This is a genomic window from Butyrivibrio sp. DSM 10294 (assembly GCF_028539135.1).
In the GTDB taxonomy this organism is placed as follows: domain Bacteria; phylum Bacillota; class Clostridia; order Lachnospirales; family Lachnospiraceae; genus Butyrivibrio.
Genome location: NZ_JANSWL010000047.1, coordinates 1 through 18,458 on the forward strand (window position 1 = coordinate 1; position 18,458 = coordinate 18,458).

Annotated in this window: 15 protein-coding genes; 13 read left to right on the forward strand and 2 right to left on the reverse strand. The window is 41.0% G+C overall.

Annotated features, from left to right (window positions below; translation table 11 throughout):
* Positions 1-213: 213 nt before the first annotated feature.
* A complete protein-coding gene (locus NXH67_RS03800) occupies positions 214-1,266 on the reverse strand; it encodes a LacI family DNA-binding transcriptional regulator (protein WP_022778645.1) in 1,053 nt (350 codons plus the stop codon).
* Positions 1,267-1,505: 239 nt separating this feature from the next.
* Between NXH67_RS03800 and NXH67_RS03805 the strand changes: the two genes are divergently transcribed.
* The 7 genes from NXH67_RS03805 (at position 1,506) to NXH67_RS03835 (ending at position 8,421) form a co-directional block, all read left to right on the forward strand.
* Positions 1,506-2,426: an ABC transporter permease gene (locus NXH67_RS03805; RefSeq protein WP_022778646.1), complete on the forward strand. Its 921-nt coding sequence runs from the start codon at positions 1,506-1,508 to the stop codon at positions 2,424-2,426.
* 12 nt (positions 2,427-2,438) lie between these two features.
* Positions 2,439-3,353, forward strand: a complete 915-nt coding sequence (locus NXH67_RS03810) for a carbohydrate ABC transporter permease (protein WP_013281097.1) — start codon at positions 2,439-2,441, stop codon at positions 3,351-3,353.
* Between the two features lie 69 nt (positions 3,354-3,422).
* A complete protein-coding gene (locus NXH67_RS03815) occupies positions 3,423-5,075 on the forward strand; it encodes an ABC transporter substrate-binding protein (protein WP_272796465.1) in 1,653 nt (550 codons plus the stop codon).
* Between the two features lie 52 nt (positions 5,076-5,127).
* Positions 5,128-5,829 carry a hypothetical protein gene (locus tag NXH67_RS03820; protein WP_022778649.1) on the forward strand — a complete coding sequence of 234 codons (702 nt, stop codon included), beginning with the start codon at positions 5,128-5,130 and terminating at the stop codon, positions 5,827-5,829.
* Positions 5,822-5,962, forward strand: a complete 141-nt coding sequence (locus NXH67_RS03825; protein WP_022778650.1) for a hypothetical protein — start codon at positions 5,822-5,824, stop codon at positions 5,960-5,962. The genes NXH67_RS03820 and NXH67_RS03825 overlap by 8 nt, the downstream gene beginning before the upstream one ends.
* 8 nt (positions 5,963-5,970) lie before the next feature.
* A complete protein-coding gene (locus tag NXH67_RS03830; RefSeq protein ID WP_272796466.1) occupies positions 5,971-7,452 on the forward strand; it encodes a glycoside hydrolase family 32 protein in 1,482 nt (493 codons plus the stop codon).
* A gap of 3 nt (positions 7,453-7,455) precedes the next feature.
* On the forward strand, positions 7,456-8,421 hold the full coding sequence (locus NXH67_RS03835; protein WP_022778652.1) for a carbohydrate kinase family protein: 966 nt from the start codon (positions 7,456-7,458) through the stop codon (positions 8,419-8,421).
* Positions 8,422-8,548: 127 nt separating this feature from the next.
* Here NXH67_RS03835 and NXH67_RS03840 read toward each other — a convergent pair whose 3' ends face one another.
* Positions 8,549-11,932 (reverse strand): hypothetical protein, encoded by a 3,384-nt coding sequence (locus NXH67_RS03840; RefSeq protein ID WP_272796467.1) that lies wholly within the window; start codon positions 11,930-11,932, stop codon positions 8,549-8,551.
* Positions 11,933-12,375: 443 nt separating this feature from the next.
* Between NXH67_RS03840 and NXH67_RS03845 the strand changes: the two genes are divergently transcribed.
* The 6 genes from NXH67_RS03845 (at position 12,376) to NXH67_RS03870 (ending at position 18,286) form a co-directional block, all read left to right on the forward strand.
* Positions 12,376-14,541, forward strand: coding sequence for a M13 family metallopeptidase (locus tag NXH67_RS03845; RefSeq protein ID WP_272796469.1), 2,166 nt, complete (start codon positions 12,376-12,378; stop codon positions 14,539-14,541).
* Positions 14,542-14,566: 25 nt separating this feature from the next.
* Positions 14,567-15,412 (forward strand): ABC transporter ATP-binding protein, encoded by an 846-nt coding sequence (locus tag NXH67_RS03850; protein WP_022778655.1) that lies wholly within the window; start codon positions 14,567-14,569, stop codon positions 15,410-15,412.
* A complete protein-coding gene (locus NXH67_RS03855) occupies positions 15,409-16,140 on the forward strand; it encodes a hypothetical protein (protein ID WP_272796470.1) in 732 nt (243 codons plus the stop codon). The genes NXH67_RS03850 and NXH67_RS03855 overlap by 4 nt, the downstream gene beginning before the upstream one ends.
* A complete protein-coding gene (locus NXH67_RS03860; protein WP_272796471.1) occupies positions 16,137-16,883 on the forward strand; it encodes an ABC transporter permease in 747 nt (248 codons plus the stop codon). The genes NXH67_RS03855 and NXH67_RS03860 overlap by 4 nt, the downstream gene beginning before the upstream one ends.
* A 122-nt stretch (positions 16,884-17,005) precedes the next feature.
* On the forward strand, positions 17,006-17,365 hold the full coding sequence (locus tag NXH67_RS03865; protein ID WP_272796472.1) for a hypothetical protein: 360 nt from the start codon (positions 17,006-17,008) through the stop codon (positions 17,363-17,365).
* A gap of 54 nt (positions 17,366-17,419) precedes the next feature.
* The gene (locus tag NXH67_RS03870) at positions 17,420-18,286 is read left to right on the forward strand and encodes a CPBP family intramembrane glutamic endopeptidase (RefSeq protein ID WP_272796473.1); all 867 of its coding nucleotides are present in this window, start codon (positions 17,420-17,422) and stop codon (positions 18,284-18,286) included.
* The last annotated feature ends 172 nt before the right edge of the window (positions 18,287-18,458 follow it).

Sequence of the window (18,458 nt, forward strand, 5' to 3'; positions counted from 1 at the left end):
AAGACTATTAGCAACAACTTCATGCATACTAAACGTCTTACATTTGACACTCTTCATATGCACTTATGCAACGAAGCAGCCATAATCTATTCGGCTTAGACTGTGAAATGCATATTAGAAGCAAGTTTCATGAGTGGTTCGTATGCAGCATACAGTAGCCCTGAGCTTTCTATCGTACGCAGCAGGTAAACGGCGACTCTTTGTACCATTTTATTACATCTGTGTTGATTCTCTGTAAATAAGATCAGTCTCTGTATAGGTTATCCTGTAATTGAGATCAGGCTGCTCAATCCTTGAGATTACAAGGTTGGCAGCTGAATAACCGATTATCTGGCTGTGTATGTGGCTGGTTGAGAGAGAAGGAGACATGATCTTGGACTCGGGGGAATCATCAAAACCGAATATCTTGATATCACGTGGACATTCTATTCCCATTCTCTTGAGGCCGGATATCAGATCGAGAGCTACAAAATCGTTGGCACAGATAAAGAGTTCGGGCATTTCTTGAATCTTCGTAAGAGCTTCGAATAAGTATTCTCTATATTCTAATCCGTGAGGATGAACCTCTGTAAGACAATATTTTTCGTCAAAGTTCAGATTATTGATATACATTGCCTCCCTAAAGGCTATGAATCGCTCGTAGAAAGAACGGCAATGTGTGACCTGGCCTACAAATCCTATCTTGGTAATTCCCTTTTTGCTCATGTCATTAACGACTGTATATATATTGGAAAAATTATCCATGAGCAGAACATCTGCGTTTAATGGTCTCCAGTAGCTTGCAACGGGAGCATCTATCATGAGAACAGGTAATCCAAGGCTGCACAACATTTCACAATAGGAGTGATCAAACATTTCGATGCATACAATAGCCTTGGTGTTATCCGGTCTGTATGAGAGAGGAAGAGTTCTTGACTCTATATTCTGATGATCAACCCGGTGCATTGTCAGGCTATAGCCAAGCAGAGAAATTTCATATTGAAATTTATCCAGCATGGTAGAAGCAAAGTGAGAATTATTAAGGAAACTGCCTGAAAAGAGAGCAATCTCTCCTGAAGCCTTGGGCTGGGAACTGAAAGGATTTGTAATGTCTGAAATGGAATTGGCATAAGAAAATTGCTTGTATCCCATTTCGATAGCCTTCTCTAAAACTTTCTGTCTGGTAGCTTCGGCTAAAACTCCGGTGTTATTTATAGCCTTGGATACGGTATTTCTGGATACTCCAAGAGCATCTGCTATATCCTGTAAGGTGACTTTTGCTGGCATAATGTAGTCTCCACTTTCTAAATAAAAGATTAATGTGTCAAAAGATGGGTGTGCCCCAGATAGTAGGTATTTATGACTTTTTGACACCTATATCATTATAAAATGTAAAAATTAAAGTGTCAAATGTAAATATTAATTGTGCAAATGTAAAATAATTATGTTGACAGCTGAAAATATGGGTGCTATATTTTACATATGCAAATGAAAATTATGCAAATGTAAAACTTGGGAGGGGCTACATGAACACAAAGGTAAAAGATAATTCGATGCATAACACCCTGATATATGTTAAACAGCATTGGCAACTATATGTGTTCTTTCTCGGGCCAGCACTGTTACTGACAATAGTGTTCAGGTACATTCCGATGGGAGGCATTCTGATTGCTTTCCAGAAATACAACCCATTTAAAGGAATATTGGGGAGTGAATGGGTAGGACTTAAGTATTTCGAACAGTTCTTATCATCACCCGATTTTATGCAATATCTTGCAAATACACTTAAACTGAGTATTTTTGGTCTGTTATGGGGATTTCCAATGCCGATAATACTGGCGCTTCTACTTAACAGGATTGCCAGTAGCAGGATCAAGCAGAAGATACAGCTTGTTCTGTATATGCCTAACTTCATATCTGTCATAGTCCTCTGTGGTATGGTCAGGATTCTTTTATCGGTTACAGGACCATTCAATATGCTTTTGGGAACGAACATCAACTTTTTGACAATCCCTGCAGCATTCAGACCAATCTACATCATAAGTGGTATCTGGCAGGGCGCCGGCTGGGCATCGATCATGTACACAGCAGCTCTTTCAAATGCCAGCAAGGAACTCAAAGAGGCAGCTCAGATTGATGGAGCCAATATCTGGCAACAGATCAAGGCAGTAGAGTGGCCGGCTATCAAGGATATGGTAGTTATCCAATTCATCCTTCAGGCAGGAAACATTATGAGTATCGGCTTTGAAAAGGCCTATGCACTTCAGTCAGATATGAACCTTGCTTCATCTGAGATCATAGCTACTTATGTTTACAAAAAAGGTCTTTTGAATGGTGATTACAGTTATTCAACAGCGGTTGGATTATTTAATACGATCGTAAATGTAATTCTTCTCATAGTGGTTAATAAGGTTGTTGAGAAGCTTAACGACGGTCAGGGACTATAAGGGGGGAGCGAAATGCAACAGACAGTAAATATTAAAAAAAGCGAATTTGCCAGAGCTTCCATTGGAGATAAAGCATTTCTTTTGGTTGGTTATATTCTCCTTGCAGCCTTTGTAATGGCTATCATAGGCCCTGTAGTTTATATTATTGTAGCTTCCTTCATGGATCCTATAACACTTCAGAACAAGGGAATAGTATTTGATTTCAGCAAATGGACTCTTACAGCTTATGAGAGAGTTATGACCAATTCTCAGATATGGATTGGATTTAGAAATGCAATTATATATTCCGTATTATTTGCGGTTATTTCTGTATTCATAACACTTTTGTGTGCGTATCCAATGTCAAGAGATGATTTTAAAGGCAAGAAGTTTTTTAACGCAATCTTTATTATCACAATGTTCTTTGGCGGAGGACTGATCCCTACATACCTTCTTATCAGTAACATGGGACTTCTTGATACCATGTGGGCTGTAATTCTTCCGGGATCATTTAGCGTATGGAACATGATCATAGCAAGAACTTACTACAAAGGTATTCCAAGCGAACTTAGAGAAGCTGCTGATGTGGACGGAGCTAATGAATTGGTGTTCTTCTTCAGAATACTTCTTCCTGTGTGCACACCACTTATAGCAGTGCTGATATTGTGGCAGTTTGTAGGAATGTGGAACAGCTACTTTGATGCAATGATCTATCTGAATTCAGCAGATAAGCAGCCTCTTCAGCTGGTGCTTAGGGCTATCCTCATCCAGAATGAACCAGATCCGGGAATGATAGCAGATATGCAGAGTACAGCTCAGAGAGCACAGCTTGCAGAACTTCTTAAATATGCAACCATCATTATTTCAAGCTTACCGCTTATAGTAATGTATCCATTCTTCCAGAAGTATTTTGATTCAGGAATCATGGTTGGTTCAGTTAAAGGCTGAGAGGCTTAAACAATCAGAACTTCCCCTGGCAACAGGAGATAATAAAGAATTTTTATAAGGAGAGGAAAAATGAAAAAGACGACAACAAAGCTATTTTCAGCAGCACTTGTTCTTGCAATGTCAGCCAGTGTTCTGACAGGTTGCGGAAAAGGTGCTTCAAGCAGTGGGGCAGCATCAGTTTCAGCGGATGATATCAGCTTTCCGATGGAAAACAAGGTTACTATCACAGGTACAATCAGCTATCCGTCAGGAACTGAGTCAGAGCCTAACAACAGAACAATCTTCAAGAGACTTGAGGAAGAGACAAACGTACATGTTGACTGGACAGCTATTTCAAATGATCAGTGGGGCGACAAGATCAAGCTCAACATGGCTAACAAGAACACACTTACAGATTTTGTATTTAATGCAGGCTTTAGTAACTCAGACCTTATCAGATATGCTGATCAGGGAGTTATCCTTCCTGTAGAAGAGTACATTGACAACAACATGCCTAACCTTAAGGCAGTATTTGATAAGTATCCAGAGTACCGCACAATGTGTGAGGACTCCGAGGGACACATCTGGGCACTTCCATGGATTGAGCAGCTTGGTTCTAACAAGACAGCTATCCAGACAGTAGGTAATAACTTCACTTACATCAACAAGAAATGGCTTGATTTCCTCGGACTTCAGACACCTACAACAGTTGATGAATTCGAAGAAGTACTTAAGGCATTCAAGGAGCATGCTTCAGAGCTTCAGGCTGAGTTTGGTATTGAGGGTGACATCATTCCTATGTCATGCATCATGAACGATCAGGATCCAAGCCTTCTTATTAACGGCTTTGGCGAAGGTTACGGTGACAATGATATCGGACAGCACATTGCAGTTACAGATGACAAGAAGGTTATCTGCACAGCAACACAGGAAGGTTTCAAGTCAGGTATGCAGTGGCTTCATCAGCTCTATGAAGAGGGACTTATCGATCCTGAGTGCTTCACACAGGACTGGTCAACTTATGTAGCTAAGGGTAAGTCACACAGATATGGTGTTTGCTTTACATGGGACGTTGCAAACATTGATAACCTTGAAGATTTCGTTCCACTTGCAGCTCTTAAGGCTGATGTTAAGAATGTAACTCCTATGAACAGCTCTTTCACATCAGGTTTTGACCGTGGCAGATGCGTTGTAACTTCTAAGTGTGAGAACCCTGCATTCGTATGTGCTTGGCTTGATAAGATGTATGATCCATTCCAGTCACCACAGAACAACTGGGGAACATATGGCGAGGATGATGAGTTTGATATCTTCGAGCTTTCAACAAATGCAAACGGCGACAAGATGCTTAAGCATGCACCTCTTGGCGATGCTTCTCCTGTAGAAGTTCGTGAGGCTGAGTGTGTTGGTGGTCCTCTTGCAATCCTTGATGAGTACTACGGCGTATATGTTACATGCCCTGATGATGCGCAGTATCGTCTTGACTGGATCAAGGAGTACTATACAAACGATATGAACTGCAAGTATGTATATCCTAACGTATTTATGACAGCTGAGGATACAGAGGCTCTTACAACTATCCAGACAGATCTTATCAGCTATATCAACTCCAGCAGAAGTAACTTCGTTATGAACGGTCTTACAGATGCTGAGTGGGATGAGTATCTCAAGCAGGTTAATGCATATGGTCTTGATGAGTATCTCTCTATCTACCAGAAGTATTTTGATCAGTTCTATGATTAATTCATATAACCGGAAAGGCAGGGAGGAGATTTTCTCCTCCCTTTTTTAAAAAATGAAAAGAAAAGTTGCCATAATTGCAGCACTTCTTGCATGTATGCTCACAGGATGTGCTGATAGCCAAAATGCAGATACTCTTTTTCCAAGGGCTGAGGACAGTTATGTTGGAGATGTAATGGCTCTTTCAGAAGAAAATGGAGTATGTCTGAATTATTTATATGAAACAGATCATAACGGTGTGGGCTATCATCCCATTCACCGTTTTTATACCAAGGATTTTTTAAGCTTTGAGGATAAAGGAGAAGTTCTTCCTTTTGCAGAGGATTCAGAAATACAGGATCTTGCAGTAGGAACCGGTTCTTTTATCAGGGATGAACAGGGAAACTATCACTGTTTCTACACAGGACATAATGATTACTACGACACATATGGACTGGATAAAGAATGTGTGTTACATGCTACAAGTAAAGATAACAAAAGCTTTACCAAAGACTATGACAATATAATTCATGCACCAAAAGGGTATAGTACAAACGATTTTCGTGATCCGCAGGTTTACAGAACCGATGATGGATATCTGATGCTTGTGGGAGCAAGAAAAGAAAACGAGAGCGCTATAGTATATTACGAGTCACAGGATTTAGAGAACTGGACTTTTAAGGGAGATTTCTATACCAGTCGGGATCTGTATTTTATGGAATGCCCGGATGTCTTCCAAATGGGAGATAAGTATTTATCATATAGATGTTGTGGTTGAAAAAGATATTGTAGTTATATATGCAGATGGAATTAAAGCTCTGTCAAACAGAATTTATGCAGCTGTGGGAGCGGATTGGAAAATTGAGCTTACAGATGCTTTGGCAGAAAATGTAATGATTTACGGTAAGTGAGGATAGAAATGAGTGATAAGTTAAACAAAGCACGTGAATATGAAGAGAAAAAGGAAAAGATGATTGCCCCTGAAATGAGGCCTCTTTTTCATCTGACACCAAGATGTGGATGGATGAATGATCCTAACGGTTTTAGCCTTTATAAGGGTGAATACCATCTCTTTTACCAGTATTATCCATATGAGACAGTATGGGGACCTATGCACTGGGGACATGCGGTTAGTAAGGATCTGATCACATGGGAGTATTATCCTGCTGCTATAGCTCCTGATATGGAATATGACAAGAACGGTTGCTTTTCAGGTAGTGCCATTGAAATGGAAGATGGCAGACAACTTCTGGTGTACACAGGAGTTCAGAAAATGGAAGATGAAGATGGCAACATCAGAGAGGTTCAGACCCAGTGTATTGCTTTTGGTGACGGCAAGGATTATGAGAAGTATGCCAATAATCCTGTAATTGACAGTACTATGCTTCCTGAGGGCGCCGGCAAATATGACTTCAGAGACCCTAAGGTATGGCGTGAAAATGGCAAATATTACATAGTAGTTGGCAATAAAACTGAGGATATCGATGGACAGATATTACAGTTTGTAAGTGATGACGGTATTAACTGGTCCTACGATAAGACTGTTATCAAGAACAACCACAGATTCGGTGTAATGTGGGAGTGCCCTGATTACTTTAACCACGATGGCAAGCAGGTCCTTCTCACAAGCCCTCAGGATATGCTCCCTGAAGAGCTTGAGTTCCACAACGGAAACGGAACCTTGTGTGTGATAGGAAGTATCGATGAAAATGGAGAATTCTGCGAAGAAAACTGTCAGGCTGTTGACTATGGTATTGATTTTTATGCGCCACAGACAATCAAGACTCCTGATGGACGAAGAGTCATGATCGGCTGGATGCAGAACTGGGATACATGCGGAATCAGGCGCGATGACTTCCCATGGTTTGGCCAGATGAGTATTCCAAGGGAAATAACTATTAAGGATAACAGACTTATTCAGTGGCCTGCCAGAGAGATAGAGAATTATTACGGCAAAAGAATCAGCAGACAGAATGTACTTATTTCTGATAGTGCTTCACTTTCAAGTATTGAGGGCAGATGCGTAGATATGACAGTAAGAGTCAGATCTACACAGGCAGAACTTTCATATAAAAAATTTGAAATTCGTTTTGCTGATAATGGCAAGGCTTATTCAACGATTGAATATGATCCTGTTGACAATATTGTTAAGATAGACAGAAAGCATTCAGGAAGCAGAAGAGCCATTGTTCATCAGAGAAGATGTAAGGTTGCAGGAAATAAGGGTGAGATTTCACTTAGACTTGTTCTTGACAGATACAGCATGGAGCTCTTCATCAATAATGGACAGCAGGTAATGTCTATGGTGATCCTTACAGATGTCAGAGCTGAAGGTATCAGTTTTAAGGCAGTTGGAGAACTTCTTATGGATGTTACTATGTATGAAATTGAGAGGAAATAACTTATGAAAAAAGATGTAGTTGCGCTGGGGGAGTTGCTTATTGATTTTACAGGAAGCGGAGACAGCAACCAGGGAAATCCTTTATTTGAGGCTAATCCGGGCGGAGCGCCCTGTAATGTGCTGTCAATGCTTCAGAATTTAGGTAACAGCACAGCTTTTATCGGCAAGGTTGGAAACGACTTTTTTGGGAGAATGTTAAAAGAGAGAATTGAAAAGCAGGGTATAGACTCTACCGGACTTGTCTTTGACGAGGAGGTAAATACTACCCTTGCATTTGTAAACAAGCTTCCAAATGGAGACAGAGATTTTTCTTTTTACAGAAAGCCCGGAGCAGACATGATGCTGACAGCAGAGGATGTTGAGAAGAATGCTGATCTTATCAGGAATGCAGATGTATTTCATCTTGGAACACTGTCAATGACAGACGAACCTGCAAAAGAGGCAACTGTCAGAGCTGTTACTATAGCTAAAGAGAGCGGAGCAGTCATATCTTTTGATCCAAATTACAGAGAACCTTTATGGAAGAACGTAGACGATGCAATAGATGCTATGAAATATGGCTTTGAAAACTGTGATATCCTGAAAATTTCAGATAATGAGATTGAGCTTTTTACAGGCCTTAAGGATATAGAGGCAGGAGCAAGGAAAATAAAGAGAGACTTTGGTATTCCAATCGTGTTTGCCACACTTGGACCTGAAGGAAGTATAGCTCTTTACAAAGATATGGTGATCAAAAAAGACGGGTACAGAAATCCTGCTACTATAGAGACTACAGGAGCAGGCGATACCTTCTGTGCCTGTGTCATAGATTACATCCACAGAAACGGACTGGATAATCTGACAAAAGACGGATTATTTGAATGCCTGTCGTTTGCAAACGCTGCGGCATCTATTATAACCACCAGAAAAGGTGCACTTTCTGTAATGCCAACCCAAGAAGAAATAACAGCTTTTCTAACAAACAAGTAATGATAAGAACAAAGAATATGCGAAAAGGGACTCCTCCAAGATGATTAAATCATCTTGGAGGAGTCCCCTTGTGTTAAATAGTATACAGCATTATATTGACAGTATGTACCGGGTAGTGGGAAGATGTTCATGAGTTGCCGTACTTTTTCTGATATTTGCGTACGAGTTCTTCATAGGCCATGTAGTCAAAGATGGCGGTGTCTGCGTCAAAGTATATCGGATAAGATAAGCCTCCTTCCTTAGTGGTGATTTTTCCGGTTACGAACAGACCGTTCTTGAGAGCAATAATTACAGGAATTCTTTTTCCGGTTAAAGGATCGGTTATCTTATAGTCCACCAAGCCGGATATAGGCTTTCCTGTGGAATTGTCCACCAGCTTACCCATTTTCATATTGTTATCCCAGGAAAATGCTATTTTACACTCTACAGCCGGGGTACGTTCATATGTAGTGTAAATGCCATCAATGACTGCGCTTCCTGCCTTGGTTGCTCGGGTATAGTACCAGTTTTTTCCCTCTCTTCTAAAGGGTGACATATCCTCCATGCAGATACCATACTTGTTGATGTGGAGCTGCCTGCCGTCTTTGGTGAGGATTTTTTCGGATACAGAGCCGTCCTCATTGACATAAACAGGCACTTCATAGTCATCAGGGTTACCGGAAAACCCTTCTCCTGCATAATAGCAGGCCATGGCCCAGTATTTCTCCATATTCTTTTTGTCTGCTTTAGGAAGCCTTGAGAAATCGTTTACACCATAAGGCTTCGAGGAATCCTTTACAATTTCGCCGCCTTTCATCGCATATATCTTCTTGCCGCTCTTAACCATAAAGGTTCTGTCTGAATAAGCAGGGTTTTTGTAAAAACATCTTCCGTCGCTGTCCACATAGGTAGTTACATCAGTATTCTGTGAAACAAGCTTCTGCTTTATTAAACCTGTGGTCAGGCTGCCGTTTTTACCAATAAAGTAATAGCCTGATCCATAGGTGAAGGCCCTTCCGGAGACTTTTTTGCCGTTCTCATATTTAAAAGAGTTAATGCTTCCGTTTTTGCTATAGATGATAAAAGCTTTTTTGCCGTCATCCAGTGTGACTTCGGTAAGAGCTGTACTCTCTTTGCCGTCCTTGCCGTAGAAATACCACTTTTTGGAGGAGCATCGAAGGACATTTTTAAGCTGATAGCCGGTGGAAGGATCGTAATAATAACTGTCTTTCCTTCCGGTGGAAGTGCTTCCGTCAGAATTTCTGTAAATAATCTCTCCGTCCTTGGAAACAGGACCATCCTGAATAAGCTTAGCCACTCCGGCACCGTCGGTAACATATACTTTTTTGCCGATGGTATATTCATCATTTCTGACAAGTTTGCCGTAATAATTTGTCGTCCCGCTGTTTTCTGCTGTAGTAAAGCAAAGCTCTGCCTTTTTTCCGGTGGTGATGACGTTTCCGCTGCTATCAAGTGCAATTGTACCGTTTTTATCCAGCTTTGGAACAGGTGCTGTGTAAATGCCTTCCACCGCGCACTCCTCCTCCGGAGAAAAATACATGTAAATATCTTTTTTCATTCCATAGGCATAGTCAAAGTCCATTAATATAAGTTTATCCGCAGGAGTTCTGAACCATCCGGTCATTACTGCGCTGTCCTGTCCGACAAGATATCCTTTTCCACCTGTAAATATTACAAAAGGAGCGGTAATGTTTAAGTGGTTGGTATTCAAATATTTGACATGGGCCGGCTCTCCCTGGTAATAAAGATATTTCTTGCCGTCAACAGTCTTTATGCCGTTAAGAAGGGTTCCGTCGGAGTTAAAAGTAAGATTTCTGTAGGCTGCACCTTCCTCTGTAGTAAGGAACTTCTCAACTTCAGTCTTATTTGAAAGAACGTAATGATCCTCAGGTCCCTTGACCTCCGGATTCTTATCATTACTATGGTTTAATACATGCTTCACACGTTTAACTTCATAATCATTCACCCTGAGGCGATTAAAACTGTCAAAAGAGTAGTTCTTTCCCTTGGGATATTGTTTGGTTTTTATGATGACATCACCTTGGGCCAGCTCTCCCGACTTGTTCAGGACGTAGTAGTAGCTGCCCTGCCGGGATGAGAAAAATCCTTTCTTTGTCACCATGACTCCGTTCAGGATAAAGCATGTGGTTCCGTCCTTCTTCCTATAAATACCTTTATAGGACTGCTGGTAAACAGTGCTGTTATTTGCACCGGAATCCCCGAAAAGATAATACTTGCCGCCTATTTTGGTCAGGCCTGTGGCCATTTCCCCGTTCTTGTCCAGGTAGTACATTTTATTTTTTTCTTCAATCTTGTTGGAACAATATATCCAGCAGGAGGTAAGCATCTTTTTACGATCTGCATCAGCAAAGAAGCATCTGCCTTCCTCCGGCTTATTGGGATTCTTGTTAAGAAGATACGCCTGAGCTGCCTCGGTCTTACCATTCTTCTTTGCAGCGTAATAGAAAATCTGCGTTTCGTCCTCTACACTGCTAATAGAATAGTCCTCATTGAACCTGTAGTATTTTCCGTCTATGATCAGGTACCTATCGCTATAAAGAAGTGGTCCTTCCTCTGAGGCATAGTAGGACTTGCCATCAAGACTAAAGCCCTTGCCCTTCAGGACAGCGCCGGTTTTATCTGCATAGTATAAGTTTTCGTTGTATAAAAAAATGATGTTACACCTGATAAGGCCATAAAACTTTGCGTCGGACAGTGCGTAGTATTCTTTGCCCTCCACAGCAAACATGCCGGTCCTAAGGACTCCGGACATAGGATCGCAGTATCTTGCGCTCTTTGCTTTTTTGGCTGTGGTCAACATTCCTTCTTCATCAAAGTAAATGAAACCGGTGCACATATAGCCGTCTTTGAAATAATAGAAATTATCACCGATATGGGCCACGTTGTTATCCAGGGATTTGCCATCGTCATCCCTGGCCTCTCCTCTGGCATTTTCGTAGGTCCATTTATCTTTCCTGTTGATCCAGCGGCCCTTTACAGCCCCTGCGTATAGAGTGGGATTAAGCCTTCCTTCGGAAATTTCGATTTCCGGGGGAAGCTCTTCTTCGATTGAGGTATCTGTAGATGCAGTATCGGAAGCCTCTGTATTGCCCTCTTCAACAAGAATTTCCTCGTAGCTTTCGTCAGCCTCATCTGCCTCATCAGCTTCATCAGTCGTGGCGGCCTCAGTTGCCTTATCGGAAGCTTCCGATTCATCTGAAATTTCATCATAGGGCTCTGGTTCAGCGGTATCTGACGGTTCTTCAGGAGCATCGGTCTCATCACCTGAGCCGTATTCTTCCTCAACGCTTTCGTCGTCAATACTTTCGTCGTCAATACTTTCGTCGTCAATACCTTTGTCGCCAGTACTTTCTTCTTCAATATTATTTTCTTCAATAATTATCTCTTCCTCAAAAGAGCTCTCTTCCGCAGCATAACTCCTTCCCCCGGCGGTCATACTGCCTGCAGCTATGGTAATAGCCGCGATCATAGCTAAAATTCGTTTTTTCATACTTCTTCCCTTTTTCATTACATGAATTTCAAAAAATAAGCATCGCAATTATACATGAAATCTCTGCTGAAATAAAGGATAAAGTGGAAGTGTATTGCTTCGCAATTCGCATATATTTGTAATTGAAATGATCGACTTTGCGCCAAAAGCCTGTGACTACAGAAACTGTAAATAAAAACAAAACGAATTAACAATAAAAATCATCTAAAAAATAGAAAAGATTGCTCTGATAAGTAGACTATATGAAACAGAATTATTTATAATTTTAATAGAGTATTTATGCAACTTTTCGCAACATAACTGTATCGAAAGAATCCGAGAAATAATCACAAAAGGCAGGAAATAAAACAGATATTTACCTGGGGCGGTTCTTTTAAAGCTCCTATTGCCCGGAAAAAATGGTGTCAAAATAGTATACCGGCGGATAAGAGAAAGGATAGCTAATGAGAAACAAAGAATGGAGTGTGTTCAGGAAAACTACAGCTATGATTCTTACAGCCATTTTGGTGTTTATATCTGTGGGCTGTGGAAACGGTGGGAAAGCAGCTGAATCTGATCTTTCGAATGAGGAAGGCAGAAGTACTGATCCTTTCGGAGTTCCCGGGGGAGGAAAATGGGTTGATTCTGACGTTGCCTTCACAGTCAGGCTTGAAGATAACATACGGTTTCAGGATGATTTTGCAGCGGCTGCCAATAGAGATTATATTGCATCTGCTGTTCTGGACCCCGTATATGAAGAGACCGGTATAGTTTTTGATGCAAATAAGCTGATGTATGAAAGATATATGGAGATTGCTTCTGACGAGACTATGTCAGGCGATGATGCAGAAAGATATAAAACATTGGTAAAACTGCATTCTGATTGGGATGAGCGAAACAAGCTCGGAGTAAAGCCTCTTGAAAAGTATATTTCAGATATACAGAGTATATCCTCTATAAGTGAGCTTACGCAGTACCAGGGGAGCACTACGAGAAATCCCTTTGGGCTGGGGCTGCTAAACCCGGAAGCTGTGAGTACACAAATGCAGTTCCCGGATAAGAGCACGTTAAAACTTCAGGCTCCCAAGCTCTCTCTTGGGTCTGTTTCCTCATATATGGAATATACAAGCAACACACTGGCAGCTAAAGAAAAAACAGATGATGTGGCCTTCTATTTCTTGGGAAGACTTGGTTTTTCTGAAAAAGAGATCAAGGCTATCCTGAAAGGAAATTACAGGATAGAAACTTTTATTGCAAGAAACAGTAATATCGAAAACTTCAATGTTGGGGAGATGTTTTCGCAGGCTCAGACTGACAGGAAAGGTCTTACTGCATTACAAGGGAATTATCCGCTCTCACAGATATTGGATAGCAGAGGCTATTTGGAATGCGACAGTTTTTATGTGGATTATTCCTATCTGAAGTCCTTACATAAGATCTATACCAAAAAGAACCTTGAAGATATCAAATCATTCCTCATGGTACAAACCATTGATTCAGTTAAATATCTACTCGACCGCGAATCATATGAAAAGATGGTTAAGCTGTATATGAATGGAGGCGCGAACTATGAGGGAATATCAGATGGCCAGAATAGTGTCCTTTTTAGAAATGACATTAAAATCTGTGGTTATTTACCATTGCTGGATACTTTGTATCTGGAAAAATATCATTCAGATAACGAAAAGACAGCTCAGATAAATGAGTTTACAAATGCACTGATAGAGGCGTATGCACAAATACTTGGTGAAGAAGAATGGATGTCAGAAGAAACAAGGACAGCTGCAAAGGGGAAACTGCAAAATATGGCAGTGCACCTCATAAGGCCGGATAATGTCGCTGATTATTCAGCTGCAGACATAAAGTCCTACGAAGAAGGAGGAAATCTTGTAGATGCTGCTGCTGAGGGCAGACGGGTGCTTGAAACTCACATGGCAGTCAAAAGCGCTGATCCAAATTGGAACAGATTTAAATGGGATATTTATGACACTTCCAGAACTACTACTGAAGTCAACTGTGTGTACTATTGTAACGAAAATGGCATCTATATAATGGCGGGATATCTGGCTATGTGCGATGCTGCATTCGGAGAAGGCGCATCATTTGAGCAGTTTGCAGGCATCGTAGGAACTACGATTGGCCATGAGATAACCCATGGATTTGATTCAAATGGAACAAAGTTTGATCTGTATGGGCGCCAGTTTGATGATAATAAAAACTCCATCGACTGGATGACAACGCAGGACAGGTCAAAGATGGATGAAAAGGCATCAAAGCTGGCAGGATACTTCTCAATGGCAAGGCCAATCCCGGGACAGCAGAAGGTAAATGGAAATGCCGTAAAAGATGAGGCTATTGCTGATATGGGAGGGGTCAAATCAGTACTTTATGCGGTAAGGGAAATGCCTGATTTTGATTATGATGTGTTTTTCAGAGCTTATGCAAGGCAGTATGCGGAGCAGACAACTGAGGAAAATGAACTTGATACCATGAAAAGCGACATGCATCCGCTTCCCTTCCACAGGGTAAATATTGTTCTTCAGCAATTTGATGAATTCATAGAAACCTATGGTATAAAGCCGGGAGACGGAATGTACCTGAGCCCGGAAAAAAGAGTCAATGTCTGGTGATATCTGTTTAGGAAGGAGACAAACTATGGGATCAGAGACTTCAAATGCAGCAATAAGGCTTGATAACATAATAAAAAGCTATGGTAAACATGACGTGCTTAAAGGTGTCACCATGCAGGTGAATAAGGGAGATATCTACGGTCTGGTAGGCAAGAACGGTGCAGGTAAAACTACTATTTTTAAGATGATCCTGGGACTGTCGGAATACACTTCAGGTAGTGTCTCCATAGCCGGTTCTCAGAATCGAAAAGAACTGTTTGCAAACAGATCAAAGGTAGGCTTCTTTGTCGGATCCAATTTTTATGGTTATCTTTCCGGCAGGGCAAACCTCGAATACTACGCAGCAGCCAAGGGGTTTAAGGGGAAAGCGCTAAAAGAGGAAGTGGACCGTGTTCTAAAGGTTGTTGGTCTTACAGACGGTAAGGAAAAGCAGAAAGCTAAGGGCTATTCCCTTGGAATGAAGCAGCGCCTTGGAATAGGCAATGCAATCCTTGGAAATCCGGATATTCTCATTCTGGATGAGCCGACCAACGGTCTTGATCCTCAGGGAATAGCAGATATTCGTCATATGATAAGGCGATTCAGAGATGAGTTTGGCATGACAGTCATAGTTTCAAGTCATATTCTGGGAGAGCTGGAAAATACTGCGGACCGTTTCGGTATAGTACATGAAGGTGTTATAGCAAAAGAAATCACACAAGAGGATCTTTCTGCAAAGCGTCCGGAAGTGGAACTTACAGTCTCAGCCGAAAATCTGGAAAGAGCAAAAAAAATTCTTGCAGAGAATGGTATTGACATTCTTAAAGAAGGAAAAGAGAAAGTTACTCTGGAAGACTATTACTTTGAACTCATTGGAGGATCTGCAGAATGAGAAATTTGTTAAGAGCGGATTTGAAGCGTATCTTTCAGGTGAGTCTTATTTATATAGGGCTTTTGCTGGCGCTGATCTATATTTCATATATGGTGCTTGAAGGTGTTGTAAATGATGGCTCAATCGGACTGGTCAGAGGTGTACAGAAGTCGCTTAGCGGGGCACCTATAGCTCTTTTTATTGTTTTTCCAACTTTCTATGCTGTTTTTGCTCATGAGCTGTCATCAAAGTCCATGCAGGCTGTACTTGGTCATGGCATAACAAGGGATAAGCTCATAGTTGCAAAACTTCTTGATGCGGCAATTGTACTTCTTTGCGTGTACCTGGTCATCATTGCGGTAACCCTTGCAGTAATAAACGGAGGATCAGCAATTATATTAAGCTCGCAGCAGCAGATGAACCTTGTTGTTTTTATCATACTGAGGTGGCTTAGACATTTTGGATACATTGTCTTTTCAGCCATGATCATGTACATTTCGGGCTCTACGGTTCTGGGTATAGTCGTATGTGTGGCATTTACGGTTGTGTTTAAACTTGTGTTTAATATGATAGAGTTTTTTTCCTCACTGTCATTATATGACTATACCTTTGATGGTCTTTTGGACTGGGCATATACCGGAATAGAGATGGGAGCTTTCCCCTGGGAGCTTTTTCCGGCAGCGTGCTATCTCTTGGCAGCACTGGCGATCACTACCTATTTCTTCCGGAGAAAGGAGTTTGACTTTTGAAAAATCTTATTTTTGCAGATGTAAAAAGAATCCTGAGAAAGCCGGCATATTGGATCGTGCTTGCAATATGTCTGGTAATTTCGTTTTTCTGGACCTTGGGGGCAAAAAGAGACGGTACTGTAAGCGGGCTTACTTTTGCCTCTAATCAGGGGACTGCTATAAATACAATGAATCTTTTTATAGGGATTGCTATTTATGTGAGCGTCTACGCCGATGAGTTTTCGTCTAATTCCATGCAGTGCCTTATTGGAAGAGGAATTTCAAGAAAAAGACTCCTTATCGCCAAGTTCATTAACTGCGTGATCATTACCTTTTTTTCTTATGGAATCTATACCCTTTTTGTCACCTTAACAGGGCTGGTAATGGGCGCAGACATGAATATGTCAGAGAGCAGCTTCTTGTATAGTACGATATTGACCAATGCTTTTCTTATTCTGGGTTATGCAACCATATCCATGATCATTCTTTTCTGGAGTAAGAATGTTGCCTATGCAACTTTAGTGGATGCATTTCTTCTTTTTGCGGGGGATACACTGCTGAGCGGTCTGAACATGATTCCGGTGATAAAATTCTGGCATATAGACAGGCACGTTTTTTCACATGCCCTTGAATGCGCCAAAGTAGATCTGCTGCTAACCGGCGGAACAGCAATATTTACACTCCTTTGGCACATTGCAAAAATCTGTGTTATTTCGATTATTCTGGCATATCTGCTCTTTAGAAAAAAAGAGCTGGATTTTTGATTCAATAGAAGGAGAAAAGATATGATATCGATTATTAGTTTTGTTCTGTGTTTAATCATTATTGGTATTCTTTACAGGAATATGATTGCCTGGGAAGGAGACTGCCGAATATAACAGCGCATGTGATGCTTGGGCTTGCCATGGGAAGGCATCTTGGACTTGCCAGATATAACAAAGTAACAGGCAGTGGGTCTGTAATAAAAGAATATCTTCTTGCATATTTTGTCCCCGTATTCTGTCATGCTGTTTTTGACTTTTTTGCTGCAAACATGCTAATACATGCCGGGGATGATGTAGAGGTTGCGACAGCAGAAATACAAAGATCAATATATATTGGGGTTGGTATGGTGTTAATTGCGGTAATTCCGGTATTTATATTTCAGATATACTTATTCAAACGCCTTAAGAAAAACGCCTCAAATCTTGTAGCTCTTTCCTTTACAGATGCCGGAAATGCGGAACAGGAGAACACTAATGCTTAAAAAGTATATTGAAATTATGAAAAGATCAGACGAGAATGGTAAGGAGAATTGGTTATGGAAAACAAAAAAGTAAGGAAACATTCATTATGTGAAAAAAATGCTGTAATCGCAATGATACTGACAGTTCCTCTGGGTTTATTAACTCAATTGAGCGGCCAGCCACAGGGGGTAGTAAGCGCACTTATTGTCTCCGCTCTGTCCCTGGTTCTTCTGATCATTTATAATAAGTGGTTTTCGCCTGAATTTGATGGCGTGTTTAAGGCTCATGTTCCGGTAAAAGAGATACTTATGGTATCCTCTGCGATGGCAATCCTTATTATCGGATGCATAATCATAAATGCTATATATAGTGGACTTGCTTTCAAACCATCAGTTTCTTTCGTGTGTCTGGCACTAATGGCTGGCATTAGTGAGGAGACCATTTTCAGGGCGATGCTTATTCCTATAGGAATGAGATATCTGAAGGTGAAGAATAGGGCAGTGACAGTAGTAATTATCTCATCTGTCATCTTCGGACCGCTCCATTTGACAAATATATTGGTAGGAGCAGATCCTGTCATGACTCTGATACAGGCATTCATGGCAACCTGTGGCGGTTTTGTTCTCGCCGGAATATATCTGAGGACCGGCTCGGTAATCCCGGGAATGATTGCTCACGCTGTGTATGATTTTATCAATTTTGTTACAGATCCAACCATCAATGAAAAGGGCGTTGTAGTTTCTGATAGCGGGAATGTTGGTATTTCGTATTATGTGATTATACTGGCGGTTTCGGTGACGCTTCTTGTAGCAGGATGCTATCTTATCAGAAAGACTAAACAGGAAACAATAGAGAATATATGGAAGATCAAGTGGAGCAACAAAAAAGTAAAAGACTGCTATTTTGATCCGTGTGCGATGGATGATAATATGCGTCCGTGAATTAACAGTTTACAGAACCCCGGGTTTGACCTCAATGTCATTAAGTTAGCATTGTAACACGAGGGAAAAGTTTTAAAGAGGATGTTGGAATTGTTCCATCATCCTCTTTTTCCATGGTTATTTACACAACAAATAGACGGATGGAAATCCGCCTGCTGAGCACGTGTAAAAT